The sequence below is a fragment of the Roseibium litorale genome, assembly GCF_014842915.1.
Classification (GTDB): Bacteria; Pseudomonadota; Alphaproteobacteria; order Rhizobiales; family Stappiaceae; genus Roseibium; species Roseibium litorale.
The window spans coordinates 239,885-256,164 of the sequence record NZ_JACYXI010000005.1; the positions used below are offsets into that span (position 1 = coordinate 239,885).

At 61.1% G+C, this 16,280-nt stretch carries 12 protein-coding genes; 4 read left to right on the forward strand and 8 right to left on the reverse strand.

Features of this window, described 5'->3' with window-relative positions; genetic code table 11:
• The first annotated feature begins 2 nt into the window (after nt 1-2).
• Nucleotides 3-1,181: a pyridoxal-phosphate-dependent aminotransferase family protein gene (locus tag IG616_RS10250; protein ID WP_192148060.1), complete on the forward strand. Its 1,179-nt coding sequence runs from the start codon at nt 3-5 to the stop codon at nt 1,179-1,181.
• 56 nt (nt 1,182-1,237) lie between these two features.
• Here the strand turns inward: IG616_RS10250 and IG616_RS10255 are convergent, their stop codons facing one another.
• From IG616_RS10255 to xylF, 8 genes are all read right to left on the reverse strand, one after another.
• Nucleotides 1,238-2,617, reverse strand: a complete 1,380-nt coding sequence (locus tag IG616_RS10255) for an alpha,alpha-trehalose-phosphate synthase (UDP-forming) (protein WP_192148061.1) — start codon at nt 2,615-2,617, stop codon at nt 1,238-1,240.
• A gap of 51 nt (nt 2,618-2,668) precedes the next feature.
• The gene (locus IG616_RS10260; protein WP_192148062.1) at nt 2,669-4,477 is read right to left on the reverse strand and encodes a glycoside hydrolase family 15 protein; all 1,809 of its coding nucleotides are present in this window, start codon (nt 4,475-4,477) and stop codon (nt 2,669-2,671) included.
• A gap of 3 nt (nt 4,478-4,480) precedes the next feature.
• The gene (gene otsB / locus IG616_RS10265; protein ID WP_192148063.1) at nt 4,481-5,239 is read right to left on the reverse strand and encodes a trehalose-phosphatase; all 759 of its coding nucleotides are present in this window, start codon (nt 5,237-5,239) and stop codon (nt 4,481-4,483) included.
• Nucleotides 5,240-5,388: 149 nt separating this feature from the next.
• Nucleotides 5,389-6,699, reverse strand: a complete 1,311-nt coding sequence (gene xylA / locus IG616_RS10270) for a xylose isomerase (protein ID WP_192148064.1) — start codon at nt 6,697-6,699, stop codon at nt 5,389-5,391.
• A gap of 10 nt (nt 6,700-6,709) precedes the next feature.
• A complete protein-coding gene (gene xylB, locus IG616_RS10275; RefSeq protein ID WP_192148065.1) occupies nt 6,710-8,161 on the reverse strand; it encodes a xylulokinase in 1,452 nt (483 codons plus the stop codon).
• Nucleotides 8,162-8,275: 114 nt separating this feature from the next.
• Nucleotides 8,276-9,043, reverse strand: a complete 768-nt coding sequence (locus IG616_RS10280; protein WP_216863314.1) for an ATP-binding cassette domain-containing protein — start codon at nt 9,041-9,043, stop codon at nt 8,276-8,278.
• Between the two features lie 25 nt (nt 9,044-9,068).
• Nucleotides 9,069-10,358, reverse strand: a complete 1,290-nt coding sequence (locus IG616_RS10285) for a sugar ABC transporter permease (protein ID WP_192148067.1) — start codon at nt 10,356-10,358, stop codon at nt 9,069-9,071.
• A gap of 151 nt (nt 10,359-10,509) precedes the next feature.
• Nucleotides 10,510-11,541 (reverse strand): D-xylose ABC transporter substrate-binding protein, encoded by a 1,032-nt coding sequence (gene xylF, locus IG616_RS10290; RefSeq protein WP_192148068.1) that lies wholly within the window; start codon nt 11,539-11,541, stop codon nt 10,510-10,512.
• A gap of 252 nt (nt 11,542-11,793) precedes the next feature.
• Between xylF and IG616_RS10295 the strand changes: the two genes are divergently transcribed.
• The 3 genes from IG616_RS10295 to IG616_RS10305 are packed head-to-tail and all read left to right on the forward strand — an operon-like array spanning nt 11,794 to nt 16,159.
• Nucleotides 11,794-13,068 carry an ROK family transcriptional regulator gene (locus tag IG616_RS10295; protein ID WP_192148069.1) on the forward strand — a complete coding sequence of 425 codons (1,275 nt, stop codon included), beginning with the start codon at nt 11,794-11,796 and terminating at the stop codon, nt 13,066-13,068.
• The gene (locus IG616_RS10300; RefSeq protein ID WP_192148070.1) at nt 13,065-14,486 is read left to right on the forward strand and encodes a di-heme oxidoredictase family protein; all 1,422 of its coding nucleotides are present in this window, start codon (nt 13,065-13,067) and stop codon (nt 14,484-14,486) included. The genes IG616_RS10295 and IG616_RS10300 overlap by 4 nt, the downstream gene beginning before the upstream one ends.
• Nucleotides 14,483-16,159 (forward strand): CRTAC1 family protein, encoded by a 1,677-nt coding sequence (locus IG616_RS10305; protein WP_246476181.1) that lies wholly within the window; start codon nt 14,483-14,485, stop codon nt 16,157-16,159. The genes IG616_RS10300 and IG616_RS10305 overlap by 4 nt, the downstream gene beginning before the upstream one ends.
• Nucleotides 16,160-16,280: the final 121 nt, after the last annotated feature.

The following is a 16,280-nucleotide window of genomic DNA, read 5'->3' on the forward strand; positions in this document are numbered from 1 at the left end:
GAATGACGCTGCGCAACGGCAAAGAATTCCTGATGATCCCGGGCCCGACGAATGTGCCGGATGAGGTGCTGCGCGCCATGCACCGTCCTGCACTGGACATTTACGAAGGGCCGATGATCCAGACGACTTACGACTGCCTTGAGGGATTACAGCGTCTCTTCCGCACAAAAGAGCGGACCTATATCTACGCCGCCAACGGCCACGGCGCGTGGGACGCAGCGCTCACCAACACGCTTTGCCGGGGCGACAAGGTTCTTGTGCTGGCCTCCGGGCGCTTTGCCATCGGCTGGGGAGAGGCCGCCTCCGTCTCAGGCCTGGACGTCGAAGTGCTTCCGGGGTCCTGGCAGCATCCGGTCGATCCCACTGCGGTCGAAACGCGCCTGCGGCAGGACACAGACCATCAGATCAAGGCCATTCTCGTTGTACAGGTCGACACCGCTTCAGGCGTCTGCAACGATATTCCAGCCATCCGCAAGGCAATCGATGCCGCGGGGCACCCCGGCCTGTTCATGATGGACTGTATCGCCTCCCTTGGCTGCGTCCCGTTTGAGATGGATGAATGGAACGTCGACCTTGCTTTGACAGGATCGCAAAAGGGGCTGATGACCCCTCCTGGCCTCTCCTTCGTCGCAGCCGGAAAGCGTGCGCTGAAAGCCCATGAAACGGCCGATCTCCGGGTCAACTATCTCGACTGGACCTTCCGGCATGGCCCCGAGCACTACCAGAAATACTGCGGCACACCGCCGGAGCATCTGCTTTTCGCCTTCAAGGCGGCTCTTGACCTGATTGAGGCGGAGGGTCTGGAAAATGTTTGGAAACGCCATGCCATCCTGGCCGAAGCCTGCCGCCGGGCCATTGCGGTCTGGGCCGAGGGCGGTGTGATTTCGTTCGGCGTGACCGGCCCGCAGCACCGTTCCAACAGCGTGACCGTCTTCAAGCTGGATGGATATGACCCGGCCCCGCTTCGCGAATTTACCCGCTCGGTCTGCGGCGTGACCATCGGCGGCACGATCGGCGACCTGTCCGGAAAGGGCATCCGCATCGGCCATATGGGCCACATCAACGCCGTGATGATCCTCGGAACCCTCTCCGCCATAGACCTGGGCTTGAAGAAGCTCAACATCCCGCATGGCGAAGGCGCGGTACAGGCGGCCATCGAGTACATTGCCGGAGCGCTCTGACCTCGAGCTTCAACGTCAAAAGGCGGCCTCTCCGGGCCGTCTTTTCTCTCTCCGGCTCAATTCCTGCGGATAGTTTTCACATCTTCCATGATGGAGCGGGACCAGGCTGCGGCATCTTCCTGGCAGAGGCGGTCGAACATGATCTGCCAGCGGTTGCGCCGCTCTTCCAGCGGCATTGTGATGGCCCGTTGCAACCCAGCAGCCACCTCTTCGGCCGAATGCGGATTGACGATGACGGCCTCCGGCATGCGCTCTGCCGCGCCGGCAAAGCGTGACAGAACAAGCACGCCGGGGTCTTCGGCCCGCTGGGCGGCCACATATTCCTTTGCCACAAGGTTCATACCATCCCGCAGGGGCGTGACCAGCCCGACACGGCTGACCCGATAGATCCCCGCCAGCACCCGGCGTGGAAACGACCGGGTCATGAACCGGATGGGTGTCCAGTCCAGATCCGAGAAGCGGCCATTCACATGGCCGGTCAACTCATCCAAAGCCCGGCGGATATCAATATAGGCATCCAGCTCCGAGCGGGAGGGTGGCGCCACCTGCATCATGGACACCCTGCCCCGGTTCTCCGGATAGTCCTCCAGCAGCCGCTCAAAGGCCTTGAACCGCTCTGGCAATCCCTTTGAATAGTCGATCCGGTCAACCCCGATGATCTGCTGGCGGCCGCCGAGCAGCTTTTCCAGCCGGGTCATGTTTTTGCGGGCTTCCGGTGTCATAGGGAACTTCGAGAAAGCATCCGCGTCGATGCCGATTGCATAGGCCTTCGCAATCACCACACGTCCGTTCACTCGGACATGTCCATCGCCCTCATCTACACCGCCCAGTTCCTCAATCACGAAGCGGCGGAAGTTGCTGGCGTCGCGTTCGGTCTGAAATCCGACGAGATCATAGGAGAGCATCGCCCGGACAATGCCAGCGGCATTGGGCAAAGCTGCCAGGATTTCCGGAGCCGGGAATGGAATGTGCAGGAAGAAGGCGAGAGGATTGTTCACATCCATCGCCCTCAGCGAGGCGGCGAAGGTCAAAAAGTGATAGTCATGCACCCAGATGACATCGTCATCCTGAATGAGAGGCTTCAGCCGGGTGGCAAAGCGGTCGTTGACATAACGGTAGCCCTGCTCGAACCGATGGTCGAAATCTGCTAGATCAAGCCGGTAATGCAGCACCGGCCAGAGCGTCCGGTTGGCATAGCCCGCATAGAAGGCATCGTAGTCCGCCTGGGTCATGTCGACCTGGGCCATCTGCACGGACCGGGTCTTCTGGGTCTTCATCTGACCGAAACTGCCCTCTTCGGACACGTTTCCGCTCCAGCCAAACCAGAGCCCTCCCGTTTCCATCAAGGCATCCACCAGCGCCACGGCCAAGCCGCCGGCGCGTCCCGTATCCTTCAGTGGCCCCACACGATTCGATACGACGACGAGCCGTCCCATAAAGATCTCCTTTGTTGCTTCAAACCATGATCCCGGCGGTTGCCCGAATCCTTAGATAACGCTCTCCCAACCAGCGCTGAGGCGCATGGCCCCGTTGATGATGCCGACCATCGAATAGGTCTGCGGGAAGTTGCCCCACAGCTCGCCCGTCGAAGGCGTCGTGTCTTCGGACAGAAGTCCCACGTGATTGCGGCACGAGAGCATGGTCTCGTAAATCTCGCGGGCCTCTTCCTTGCGGCCGATCCGGGCCAGAGCGTCGATGTACCAGAAGGTACAAATATTGAAGGCGTTCTCCGGCGTGCCGAAGTCATCCGCCGCCCGGTAGCGGAACAGATGATTGCCCCTGCGCAGCTCCGCACCGATCTTGTCGACCGTCGCGATGAACCGCGGATCTTTCGGCGGCAGGAAACCGACTTCTGCCATGAGAAGCAGGCTCGCATCCAGATCGGATCCTTCAAAGCTCTCGACAAACGCCCCCTTCTCTTCGCTCCAGCCCCTGTCGCAGATAACCGCATGGATCTTCTCGGCCCGCTCGCGCCAGTATCTTGCCCGGTCTTCGAGAGCAAAGTTCTGCGCGATGTTGGCGAGACGGTCACACGCTGCCCAGCACATCAGGGAGGATGATGTATGAACGCGCGCGCGGGTTCGAAGTTCCCAAATTCCTGCATCTGGCTGGTCATGCATGGCAAAAGCCCGCTCGCCCACCTGTTCCAGACGGCGGAAATCATCCAGTCCCGGCTGATGCAGCATGCGCTTGTCGAAGAAGGCCTGCGCCGCGCCCAGCACGATCTGACCATAAACGTCGTGCTGGAAATGCTCGTAGGCCTGGTTGCCGACCCGGACCGGTCCATTGCCGCGATAGCCGGGCAGATCAACAAATTCCTCGACCAGCTTTTCCTCAAGACCGATACCGAACAAGGGCTGAACGTGACCGCCATGGGTCACCGCCGCGATGTTGTTCAGGTAACGGAGATAATTCTCCATGGTCTCCATTTCGGAGAGGGAATTCAGCGCCCGGACCACGAAGAAGGCATCCCGGATCCAGCAATAGCGGTAGTCCCAGTTGCGCTCCGTTCCCGAAGCTTCCGGAATCGAGGTCGTGGCTGCCGCGATGATGGCACCCGTTTCCTCATAGGTGCAGAGCTTCAGGGTGATCGCCGCCCGGATGACAGCTTCCTGATATTCGAGCGGCAAACCGAGACGGCGCGTCCAGTGGCGCCACTGCAGCTCCGTGCTTTCCTCAAAGTCCCGGCACAGACGTTCCGGATTGTCGGTCAGCGTCTCATCCGGCCCGAGATAGAAGGACATGGGTCCATCCAGCAGGAAGGGCGTCTCGTTGCGGACATAGGTGATCGATCCGTTGGTCGTCAGACGCACGGTCAGGCCATTGCCGACCCAGCGCACATGGTTCGAGCCATAGGTCTGGTCAGGAACCCGCTCGCCCCAGGCAAAGCGCGGACGGCAGCGCACCCGGATGCGCGGATGGCCGGACAGGGGCCGCACCCGCCGCACGATGGCGGTCGGGCGGAACATCCTCCCTTTGGCGGTGAAGCGCGGGCAGAAATCCGTGATTTCGATGGAGTTGCCTTCATCATCGAAGACGCGCGTCTTCACGATGGCAGTGTTCGGAACATATTCCTGTTCGGAGCGGGTGGCGCCATTCAGCTCGATGGAGAATGATCCATCTCCCTCTTCTCCGCGGGTGCCAAGAATGGAATGGAATACGGGCTCGCCATCAAAGCGCGGCAGGCAGCACCAGACAAGCGACCCCATCTTGTCGACCAGCGCATTGATCGAGCAATTGCCGATCATCGCCAGATCCAGCGAACTCTGCATCTTTACGGGCGGCGTCCACACCATGTTTTATCTCTCCTGCTGCGGGCGGGCGTCTTCCAGAGCATCCCGGCCAGCCTGAAGCCATTCCAGAACAGCGGTCACATTGGCCAGGCGGAACCTGGCGCAAGTCGGGCCATCGCCGACCTTGATACCGAAACCGCCACCGGCATTGGCTGCCGACAATCCATCTTCATCGGTCACGTCATCACCTATGAAAACCGGACGGCGCCCGCTAAAGGGTTCACGCTCCATAAAGCCGCGCAAGGCAGTGCCCTTGTCGCGCCCTTTCGGCTTGGCCTCAGCCACCATTTTTCCGTGAACCATGTGCAGGTCCGGCAGCAGGCTGAGAGTGCGGGTCATGAAATCCACCACCTCTGCCTCAAGCTCCGGTACGGCGCGATAATGAAGAGCGATGGCTGGCCCCTTGTCTTCCAGCGTAACGCCCCGCTCCAGAAGACCGGACCCGGCGATGTGGTGCGCCAGACGGGTAATCTGGTTGTCCGGCGGCGACGATAAGACCTTGCCGCCCGGCGCATCCCGCTGCTCCAGACCATGAAGTCCGGCGGCGGGCAGGCGGACGGGCTGGAGAAAGGCATCAATCTGCTCAACCGGGCGGCCGGAAACCACGGCAACAGCCCCGCCGAGCAGGTCTTGCAAAGACACCAGAACATCTGAAAGTGAAGGGTCGACGCGAACGTCTTGCGGGCGCGCCGCAAGCTCCACGAGGGTTCCGTCGAAATCGAGAAACAGAGCCATGTCCGGCTCAAGGTGCGGCAAATCCGTCATGCTTCCTGTTCTAGGGTCTGGGCTGTCCTGAAAAAAGCCCCCAGAGCGGATTTTGCTGGCATCAGCTGCCGAAATTGGCAGCAGACCTGCCAGATGCCCCGAAAGGCAGGCTGCCCGCGCACAGGAAAGGGCGCGCGGGCAAAGGACCGTCAGACGTAACGGTTGACCACGTTCTCCAGGTATTCCTGGCGGCCAGAGCGCGGTTCCGGATTGATGTTGTCGCGCTCGACCCGGGCGGCAATGTCCTCAAGCGAGGTTTCGCCCTTCAGCATCTTCTGGGCTTCGGCGCTGTTCCAGCCGGCATAACGCTCGTCCAGCGGCTTCTGCAGAGCGCCGTCCTCGATCATCTTGGCCGCAGCCTTCAGGCCCCGTGCGCAGCAGTCCATACCGCCGATGTGGCCGTAGAGCAGGTCTTCGGCGACCAGCGACTGGCGGCGCAGCTTGGCGTCGAAATTGGTACCGCCGGTGGTGAAGCCGCCAGCCTTCAGAACCTGGTAATAGGCCAGCGCCATTTCCGGAACATTGTTCGGGAACTGGTCCGTGTCCCAGCCCGACTGATAGTCGTTCCGGTTCATGTCGATGGAGCCGAAGATGCCCAGAGCATTCGCCATGGCCAGCTCATGCTCGAAGGTGTGACCAGCGAGGATCGCGTGACCCTGCTCGATGTTCATCTTCACTTCATTTTCCAGGCCATACTTCTTCAGGAAGCCGTAGACCGTCGCGACGTCATAGTCGTACTGGTGCTTGGTCGGCTCCTGCGGCTTCGGCTCGACCAGGATCGCGCCCTTGAAGCCGATCTTGTGCTTGTAGTCGACGACCATGTGCAGCATGCGCGCCATCTGGTCGAACTCACGGGTCAGATCCGTGTTGAGCAGGGTTTCATAGCCCTCGCGGCCGCCCCACAGAACGTAGTTCTCGCCGCCCAGCTTCTGCGTGGCATCCATGCAGGTCTTGATGGTTGCCGCCGAGTAGGCAAACACATCCGGATCCGGGTTGGTGGCAGCACCGGACATGAAGCGGCGGTTGGAGAAGAGGTTCGCCGTGCCCCAGAGCAGCTTGACGCCGGTTTCTTCCTGCTTCTGCGCGAAATAATCGACGATCTCGTTCAGGTTCCGGGTGTTTTCGGCAAAGGTTGCCCCTTCCGGACGCACGTCGGCGTCATGGAAGCAGTAATAGGGCGCGCCGAGCAGGCTGAACATTTCAAAGGCCACATCGGCCTTCAGCTTGGCCTTGGCCATGCCGTCGCCATACCAGGGGCGGTCGAAGGTGCGCCCGCCGAACGGGTCGCCGCCTTCCCAGGCCAGCGTGTGCCAATAGGCAACGGCAAAACGCAGATGGTCTTCCATCCGCTTGCCGAGCACGACTTCGTCCGGATTGTAGAAGCGGAACGCCAGCGGATTTGTGCTGTCCGGGCCTTCATACTTGATCTTGGCGATATCGCCGAAAAATCCAGTGCTCATGGGTATCTCCTTAAAAACCGGCCTGCTTGAGAGCCGGGTAGAGGGTGCGCCAGCGGGCATGAGCGTCGCCGTAGGCACGTGTCAGGTTGGGATTGGGTTCTATGCTGAGACGCATCGGGGGCTGGGCGAAAACGCCGTCGAGACTGCCGGTCGCTGCCGCCTGACCGAGACGGGCTGCGCCAAGCGAAGCGCCGAAGTCACCATCTGCGGGCACATCGACCACAACATTCAGAAGGCTCGCGATGATTTCCAGCCACACGGTGGAGCGCGAGCCACCGCCGACTGCGGTCACCCGTTCCACGCGGGTTCCGGCAACGGCAAGCGCGTCCAGGCAGTCTTTCAAGGCAAAGGCAACACCATCCAGAACCGCATGGGTCAGATTGGCCGCTTCCGTGCCGTGGGAAATGCCATAGAAGCCCGCGCGGATGCCAACATCGTTGTGCGGTGTCCTTTCGCCGCCGAGATACGGCAGGAACAGAACGTCCGACGGACCGGTGACGGATCCGAGCGCGCCCGTTAGCGCCGATGGCGTCTGCCCCATGGTTCCAGCCAGCCAGTTCAAGCTGTCGGTCGCAGACAGGATCACACCCATCTGGTGCCAGGTGTCCGGCACGGCGTGACAGAAGGCATGAACCGCGTTGCCGACATTGGGCGAGAACCGGTCATTGGAGACGAACAGAACGCCGGATGTGCCAAGAGAAACAAAGCCGGTGCCTGGCGCGATCGCCCCGACACCGCAGGCCGAAGCCGCATTGTCGCCGCCGCCGCCAGCCACCACGGGCGCGGAGGCAAATCCCCAGCGGCTGCACAGTTCACGACGGACGGTTCCGGAGACTTCGGAGCCTTCGACCAGGCGCGGCATATGATCCCGGGTCAGCCCGGTGGCTTCCAGCAGCGGCTCGGACCAGTCGCGCTTGGCCACATCCAGCCAGAGCGTGCCGGCACTGTCGGACATATCGCCCGCATGCTCACCGGTGAGCTTCAACCGGACATAGTCCTTGGGCAGCAGAACCTTGGCGGTCTTCTTGAAGACATCCGGCTCGTTCTCGCGCACCCATTGCAGTTTCGGCGCGGTAAAGCCCGGCATGACCCGGTTGCCGCCGAGAGACAGGAACTTCGGTTCTCTCTCTTCCAGCTCGGCACATTGCGCGGCAGAACGGCCATCGTTCCAGAGAATGCAGGGACGCAGTGGCTTGTCGTCGTCGCCAAGCAGGGTCGCGCCATGCATGTGACCGGACAGGCCGATGCCCTTCACGGCAGCCATTTCAGCGGAAGCTGCGGCTGCCAGCTCATCCAAGGCCGCTTCACAGGCGGTCCACCAGCTCTCCGGGTCCTGTTCGGACCAGGAAGGATGCGGCCGCTGGACGGTCAACTCGGACGAAGCCTGGGCAACAAGCTTCTGGTTCTCATCCAGAAGGATCGCCTTGACCGAACTCGTCCCAATATCGAGACCGATATACATGAGGTACGTCCCTCAGATTTAGATCAGAAAAAGGTGCCGATGGAGGCCCACCGGCACCGGTTGCTTTTCCGCCTCCCGCCCTTGCGCTGTCAAGCACGGACAGGAAAGGCCGGCTCAGTCAGCCAGAACCTCATCGGTCAACGCTCCAGGCCCCGGGGTTGCGCCCGGGGGGCACTTGCCCAGAATGATCATGCCCAGAACGTCATCATCGGTCACATCCGTCGTCTTCGCCGTCCCGACCAGCTGACCGTTTTTCATCACGGCAATCCGGTCACAGAGCTTGAAGACGTCGTGAATGTCATGGCTGATCAGGAAGATCCCGAGGCCCTGCTTCTTCAGTTCCTCGATCAGCTCCGCCACCATCTGGGTTTCGTGAACCCCGAGAGCAGCTGTTGGCTCATCCATGATCAGGATGCGGGCGTTGAAATAAACCGCGCGGGCAATCGCGACAGACTGGCGCTGACCACCGGACAGGGCTTTCACCGGCGCATGGAACTTTTTGAAGTTCGGGTTGAGCCGGCCCATGATCTTGCGGGTTTCCGCTTCCATGCGGTCGTCATCGACGAAGCCAAGCGGCGTCGTCAGCTCACGGCCGAGGAAGAGGTTCGACGCCGCATCAAGGTTATCCGCCAGCGCAAGCGTCTGGTAGATCGTCTCGATGTTATAGGACCGGGCATCGCGCGGGCTGTGGATCGTGGCAGGCTTGCCGTCGATCAGGATTTCGCCGCTGTCCTGCCGGTAAGCGCCGGACAGGATCTTGATCAGCGTCGACTTGCCGGCACCGTTGTGGCCCAGAAGGCCTACCACTTCGCCAGGGTAAAGATCGACGGATACGTGATCGACAGCGTGCACCCCGCCAAAGGCGATGCAGATGTCTTTCATTTCGACCAGGGGAGTTGTCATAGGATCAGGCTCCCGTGCGCTTGCGGTAAATGATGTCGATGAAGACGGCGACGACCAGAACGATGCCGACGACGATGTTCTGGAGCGGCGCGTCGACGCCGACCATGGCCATGCCGGACTGCAGCGACTGCATGATCAGGGCGCCGAGAATGGCCCCATAAATCGTGCCGACGCCACCTGCGAGAGCCGTCCCACCGATCACGGCAGCAGCAATCACGCGCAGTTCGTCGAGCGTGCCGATGTCGTTGGTCGAGAAGCCAAGACGGGCAGCGGCCACGGCAGCTGCGAGAGCGCTAAGGCCTCCCATCAGGGCGAATACCTTGACCGTCAGGAAACGCGTGTTAATGCCCGACAGTTCAGCTGCGTCCGGGTTGCCGCCGGTCGCGAAGATGTAACGGCCAAGACGCGTGCGCTGAGCGACAACCGTCATGACGACGGCAACGGCAATCAGCAGCAGCACCGAATAAGGGATGCCATAGCCCATGGTGTAGCCATCCGGCATGGTCTGCCCCTTGGCCTCGAACATCCGTGCCAGCTTGGCGGACGGAATTTCATAGGCATTGAGCAGCGCCACAAAGCCGAGAATGGCCGCTGACATCATGCCAGTCAGCGTCAGCTCCGCCCAAACGGGCTTGATCGGGAAGCCATGAGACTGCTTGCGATTGCGGGAGGCGTACTGAAGACCAATGACGGCGAGCGTGGCCAGGATGCCAACAACCCAGGAGGCCGTGGTGCCAAGCGTGCCGTCGATGCCGCCGATCTTGACGAAGGTTTCGTCGAGCGGGCCAATCGTCTGACCATCGGTAATGAACCAGGCCACGTTGCGCCAGACCAGAAGGCCGCCGAGCGTCACGATGAAAGCGGGGATGCCGAGATACCCGACCAGCCAGCCCTGAAAAGCGCCGATCAGCACACCAACGATCACGCCGGCCACAATGGCCAGGATCCAGATCGCCGGATTGCCGAGCCCCATCATCGGGGGCAGGATTTGCGTTTGCATGACCGCCATGACGGCAGCCACCGTCGCCAGCAGCGAGCCGACCGACAGGTCGATGTGACGGGTGACGATGATGAAAACCATACCGGTGGCCATGATGGCGACCGAAACGGTCTGAATCGTCAGGTTGAAGATGTTGCGCGGCGTCAGAAACCGGCCATCCGTGAACACATTGAAGACCAGGCACAGCACAATAAACGCGCCAATCATACCAAGCAGACGTGTATCCAGCTGCAAGGCGGAAAAAAAGTTACGTGCCGTCGGGGTCTTCGACCCGGACAGGGCGTCATCGGACATCGGAAAACTCCTGTTTGGAGACCAGTCGCACGCTCGTCAGTCCGGGATATTATCATCCGGACAGCCTGCCGCCTTGCGGTTCACCGGCTATCAGTCAGGCCTGAAGTCCCGCCCCGGCATGAAGCCGGGACGGAATTGCGTGCTTTCGTTATCAGTTACAGGGAGCCGGGCCGCCGGAGACACCCTGGCAGAGGGCGTCCTTCGTGATCCAGCCAGCATCAACCACAACGTTGAGGTTGTCCTTGGTGATCGGAATCGGCTTCAGGAAGCGGGCGGTAAGCTCCGTGCCGGACGGAGACGTCCAGGAACCCGCACCCTCGACAGCGCTCATTTCGGTGCCGCCAGCCAGAGCGACCGCGATTTCACCGGCAGTCTTGCCGAGTTCGCGGGCGTCTTTCCAGACGGAAACGGTCTGAGTGCCCTTGGCAACGCGGTTCAGAGCAGCGTGGTCACCGTCCTGACCGGAAACCGGAATGCCTTCCATGCCCTGTGCGGTCAAAGCAGCGACAACACCACCAGCGGTGCCGTCGTTGGAAGCCACGACAGCGTCGACCTTGTTGTCGTTCGCGGTCAGGATCTGTTCCATGTTGCGCTGAGCGTTCGCCGGGAGCCAGCCATCGGTGTAGGCTTCAGCAACGATCTTGACCTTGCCTGCATCGATTGCCGGCTGCAGGACTTCCTGCTGGCCGCCACGCAGGAAGTCTGCGTTCGGGTCAGTCGGGGAGCCCTTGATCATGACATAGTTGCCTTCCGGCGCAGCGGCCAGAACAGCGGCAGCCTGCATGCGGCCAACTTCCACGTTGTCGAAGGTCAGGTAGAAGGCGCGCGGATCTTCGATCAGGCGGTCGTAACCAACGACCGGGATGCCTTCATCGGCTGCGGCCTGGATCGCCGGACCGATTGCCTGGGAATCCTGTGCCAGGATGATCAGCGCGGTCGCGCCCTGTGCGATCAGGGCCTCAATGTCGGAAAGCTGCTTTGCAGAAGAACTCTGAGCATCAGCGGAAATGTATTTTGCGCCGGCAGCTTCGAGAGCGCCCTTGATAGCGGCTTCGTCGGTCTTCCAGCGTTCTTCCTGGAAATTGGACCAGCTCACGCCGACAACGATGTCAGCTGCATGAGCCAGGTTGATCGCGGTAGCAGACATCAGCGCGCCGGCCAGCACGGAAGCAATCTTGTTCATTGTGTGTTTCCTCCTGAGGACCTGGTTCGGTTTCCGTCCAGATCCTGAAATTACCATCCCAAGGGCTTTCGCCCCAACCTGAGCTTATTGGTCTTATTTTTTTTACTGCCCGAAAAAAAGTTGCTCTAAAGCGCGGCTCCTGTCAACATGGTTTTCATAAGCACGCGATCCGCAGGCCTCCAGCTTGCAGGAATCCGGCAAAAAACCGCAACGACGGTTAAGAGAGGAAACTTCTGAGGGACAGCCGGAAGGATGACAAAAAAGGCGGATCGGGATCAGATCCGGCGGCAAAACAGAAGCATTATTCTTCAGACTTTGCGCCGGAATGGCCCTCTGGCACGTATTGATCTTGGCCAGATCACAAGACTTAGCCCCGCGACGGTTACGGCCATCACGTCGGATTTGCTCGACCAGGGACTTATCGAAGGCATCGAAAGCGATGAGCCAAAGGCGCCACTGAGCCGTGGCCGTCCCCGCTCCCTGCTGCAGCTCAATCCTGATGCGGCCTGTGTTCTCGGCATCCGCCTGTCTGTCAATGCCATCGACATAGCCCTGGCGAATTTCGCCGGCGAAACGGTTCAAACCTCCAAGGTCGCTTTCGACAGTTCGAAAGCCGATGAAAAAAACTTCCCTCAGGTCCTGATTATAGCGATCCGCGGCTTCATTGCGGATGCTGGCCTTGTCGAGAACAAGATCCGGGAAATCGGCGTCGCCGCCCAGGGCGTTGTCGAACTCAGCAGTGGCTGCGTTGTCTGGAGCCCTGCTTTCAGCGGGCGCAATATCCCGATTGTCGAACCGCTTCAGGCCGCTTTCAATGCCCGCTGCCTGCTGTCCAACGATACCAACATGATCACCGAAGCCCTGCACTGGTCCGACCCTGGCACCTACAGCGGCACTTTCGCCGTTGTGATGCTGGATTACGGTGTCGGCATGGGCCTCTACCTCGACAACAAGCTGTTTGCGGGCGCCAGCGGCAAGGCGGCGGAGTTCGGCCACGCCAACCATGTTCCCGGCGGCGCCTTGTGCCGCTGCGGCAAGCGCGGCTGCATGGAAGCCTATCTTTCTGATTATGCGCTGGTGCGCGCTGCCTCCCATCTTCCGGAGACGACGGATCCTGATGATGTGGATGCAGGCGTTGCCGGACTGGCGGCTCTGATCACCAGGGCGCAGCAGGGCGACACATCCGCGCTGGAAACCTTTGCCAAGGCCGGAAGGGTTCTGGGCTACGGCCTTGCCCGTCTTCTCGCCATCATCGACCCGAGCCGCATTGTGCTGACGGGTGCAGCAATGCGGGCCTTTTCCTTTATGGAACAAGGCATGCAAGACGGTCTTGAAGAAGCCCTTGTCGCGGATCTCCGTCAGAATTTCGTCATCGACGTCATGCCCTGGGAAGAGGACTTCATCAGGCGGGGATTGATTGCTCAGGCGATGGAACGGCTCGATCTTGGGTATTCCGGCAGCCAGAAGCAAAAACGCCCGGCTCACACAGAGACGGACGGACGACAGACGGGGGAGATGCGCTCATGAGGAAGGTCCTGATCTCTTCGGCAATCGTCTTGCTGCTGCCGGCCGCCATGAGCCTGGCGGATGAGGCCAAGGCCCCGCCCCCCTGGGATGAGCGTGTCACCCGCGCTCTTGATTTCGATACTGTGGCAAAGCAGGGTCCCGCAGCCACTGAGCAGCTGATCGATCTCGGCCAGCGGCTGTTCGAGGGAAAGTTTACCCTCAAGGAGGGGGCCGGGCGTCCTGAAGCGACGCAGGCCATCGTGCCGACCAAGCGCCGCCGTCCGGCACAAACCATGTTCCAGCGCATGGCCGGTCTTGATGCCAATGCCTGCGCCTCTTGCCACAACGTGCCCTTTGCCGGCGGTGCGGGCGATTTCACCGCCAATGTTTTCGTGTCCGAAGGCTTTGAAAGCGCCGATTTCGACACGTCCGACCCTCAGTTTTCAAACGAACGCGGCACCAACTCCATGTTCGGTGCTGGCCTGATCGAACTGCTTGCCCGTGAAATGACCGCAGACCTGCGCGCTCAGCGCAGCGCGGCCTTGAAGAAAGCCCGCGCTGAGGGCGCGCCCGTGACACAACCGCTCGAGACCAAGGGCGTGACCTTCGGCAAACTCGTTGCGCATCCGGACGGATCGCTGGACGTTTCTGCTGTGGAAGGCATCGACCACGATTTAACCCTTCGTCCTTTCAGCCAGAAGGGCGTTTTCGCGTCTCTCCGCCAGTTCACCGTCAATGCGATGAACCAGCATCACGGCATGCAGCCCGTGGAGCGTTTCGGCACCGAATGGACAGGAACCGCCGATTTCGATGGCGACGGCGTGGAGGATGAGCTGAGCCGTGGCCAGATTTCGGCGCTCGTCGCTTGGCAGGCAACCCTACCTCCTCCAGGACGAAAAACTGACCTACCCGAGGAATGGCAGACAGCTGCCGCTCACGGAGAGGAGCTGTTCTCAAAGACAGGCTGCGCCGAATGCCACCGTCCGTCTTTGCCGCTGGACAGTCTGACATTCCTGGATCCCGGCCCCTATGAGGGAGCCGGAACCCTGCGTCCCTCTGATGTCGAGGCGCCGATCGCCATCGATTTTTCCAGTTTCGAGTGGGTGAAAACCCTGCCGCGCGACGACAGGGGCCGGGTTCTGGTGCCGCTTTTCGGCGACCTCAAGCGCCACAGGATCGCAGACGCCGCGCGCGACACGCTCGGCAACGAACTCCTGAGCCAGCGTTTTGTGGCCCGCGACGTTTTCCTGACTGCGGAACTTTGGGGCATCGGCAGCACGGCTCCCTATGGCCACCGCGGTGACCTGACGACACTGGACGAAGTCATCGAGGCCCATGGCGGCGAGGCAACAGAGGCCCGCAAGACCTACTCCGCACTGCCTGAAGAGGAAAAGCAGTCGATCATCGCCTTCCTGCGCAGTCTGGAGATCACCCAATGAGCCACCTGCGCAAAATGATCAATAAAGTCACCGCCACGCTCACTGCCAGCGCGGTTCTCGCGGGAACCAGCCTTAGCCTCCACGCCGAAGAACGCCGCGCCTCACTGGCACCCGTGCCGCATTTTGTGGAAGAAGCAGCAAGCGCTGGCGTCTCCCACAGCTATGACGGCCCCTGGGAGTTCTTTGTTGGTGGCGGCGTCGCGATCTTCGACTGCAACGGTGACCGCAGACCGGACCTCTTCATGGCAGGCGGCAAGAACCCATCGAGCCTCTATATGAACCAGAGCCCGACAGGCGGCGCCCTGTCTTTCAAAGCGCAGGACACGGGCCTTGATGACCGGCTCGGCACCAACATAAGCGGCGCCTATCCGCTCGATTTCGACAACGACGGCAAGATGGATCTGGCCGTCCTGCGGCTGGGCGAAAACCTGCTTCTGAAAGGTCTTGGCGAATGCCGGTTCGAGACCGCCAACCGTTCCCTCGCCTTTGATGGCGGCAAGGAATGGACGACAGCCTTCTCCGCCCTTTGGGAACAAGGTGCGACCTTCCCCACCCTCGCCTTCGGCAATTATGTGGACCGGTCCGCGCCAGGATCCCCCTGGGGCACCTGCCACGACAATTTCCTCTTCCGGCCGCAAGGAACCGCAACAGATCGCCCGAATTATTCGGAAGCCGCACGTTTGAGCCCCGGCTACTGCGCCCTTTCCATGCTTTTCACCGACTGGAACCGCTCGGGAGAACCTTCCTTGCGGATCTCCAACGACCGGCAATATTACCGGGGCGGTGAAGAGCAGCTCTGGGCCCTGCCTGCGGATCGCCCCGCCCGGGCTTACCGCCGGGCCGACGGCTGGCGTCATCTGAAGATCTGGGGCATGGGCATCGCGTCCATCGACCTGGATGTGGACGGCTATCCGGAATTTGCCCTCACCAGCATGGGCGACACTAAGCTTCAGACCCTTGATGACGAGGCGGATGAGACCGTGCCGGTTTACCGGGACATCGCCTTCGAAAAGGGTGTTACGGCACACAGACCCTATACGGGCACGGATCTGCGCCCCTCGACCGGCTGGCATTCGGAGTTCCAGGATGTCAACAACGACAGCCTCTGGGACCTGTACATCGCCAAGGGCAATGTGGAGGCCATGCCGGATTTCGCGGCCTATGACCCGGACAATTTGCTGCTCGGCCAGTGGGACAACACCTTCGTCGAAACTGGTGACCAGTCAGGAATTGCCCTTGAACGCCGCGGACGTGGCGCAGGTCTGGCGGATTTCAACATGGACGGCCTGCTCGATCTGGTGGTCGTGAACCGCTCCGGCCCGGCCAGCCTGTTCCGGAACACGGGCGCAGGCACGGCCGAAACGCCCCGGCCTCTGGGGAACTGGCTGGCCGTTGAAATCCAGCAGCCAAAGATGGCCAACCCTCATGGGGTGGGCGCAAAGGTCAGCGTGAAGATCGGCAACCGCACCATCGTGCGCGACGTGCAAATCGGCGGCGGTCATGCCTCCGGGCAAAGCACCTTCCTGCATTTCGGCCTCGGAGTTTCCGAGCGCGCGCAAGTCCGCGTCCGCTGGCCGGACGGTGACTGGAGCCATAGCTACCGGGTTTTCGCCAACACCCATGTCATCATCGACCGCGGCGCAGAAAGCGCGCGGCTTTGGTACCCGGAGTAGGATAATATCCTAACCTTAGGTCACCCCGGGGCGAGAATCGCGAGACCCGGGGCCCCCTGTCCCCGGCAGAACGGTGAGAGTTTGCTTTGCATCATCCCCCGATCCGGGCGGTACGCAGCGC

What these genes read in the sequence shown, in the direction of transcription:
- xylF (WP_192148068.1), bottom strand. Translation starts at nt 11,541, where the DNA reads ATGAACAAGATTGCTTCCGTGCTGGCCGGCGCGCTGATGTCTGCTACC.
- IG616_RS10295 (WP_192148069.1), top strand. Translation starts at nt 11,794, where the DNA reads ATGACAAAAAAGGCGGATCGGGATCAGATCCGGCGGCAAAACAGAAGC.
- IG616_RS10300 (WP_192148070.1), top strand. Translation starts at nt 13,065, where the DNA reads ATGAGGAAGGTCCTGATCTCTTCGGCAATCGTCTTGCTGCTGCCGGCC.
- IG616_RS10285 (WP_192148067.1), bottom strand. Translation starts at nt 10,358, where the DNA reads ATGTCCGATGACGCCCTGTCCGGGTCGAAGACCCCGACGGCACGTAAC.
- IG616_RS10305 (WP_246476181.1), top strand. Translation starts at nt 14,483, where the DNA reads ATGAGCCACCTGCGCAAAATGATCAATAAAGTCACCGCCACGCTCACT.
- xylB (WP_192148065.1), bottom strand. Translation starts at nt 8,161, where the DNA reads ATGTATATCGGTCTCGATATTGGGACGAGTTCGGTCAAGGCGATCCTT.
- otsB (WP_192148063.1), bottom strand. Translation starts at nt 5,239, where the DNA reads ATGACGGATTTGCCGCACCTTGAGCCGGACATGGCTCTGTTTCTCGAT.
- IG616_RS10260 (WP_192148062.1), bottom strand. Translation starts at nt 4,477, where the DNA reads ATGGTGTGGACGCCGCCCGTAAAGATGCAGAGTTCGCTGGATCTGGCG.
- IG616_RS10250 (WP_192148060.1), top strand. Translation starts at nt 3, where the DNA reads ATGACGCTGCGCAACGGCAAAGAATTCCTGATGATCCCGGGCCCGACG.
- IG616_RS10255 (WP_192148061.1), bottom strand. Translation starts at nt 2,617, where the DNA reads ATGGGACGGCTCGTCGTCGTATCGAATCGTGTGGGGCCACTGAAGGAT.
- IG616_RS10280 (WP_216863314.1), bottom strand. Translation starts at nt 9,043, where the DNA reads ATGAAAGACATCTGCATCGCCTTTGGCGGGGTGCACGCTGTCGATCAC.
- xylA (WP_192148064.1), bottom strand. Translation starts at nt 6,699, where the DNA reads ATGAGCACTGGATTTTTCGGCGATATCGCCAAGATCAAGTATGAAGGC.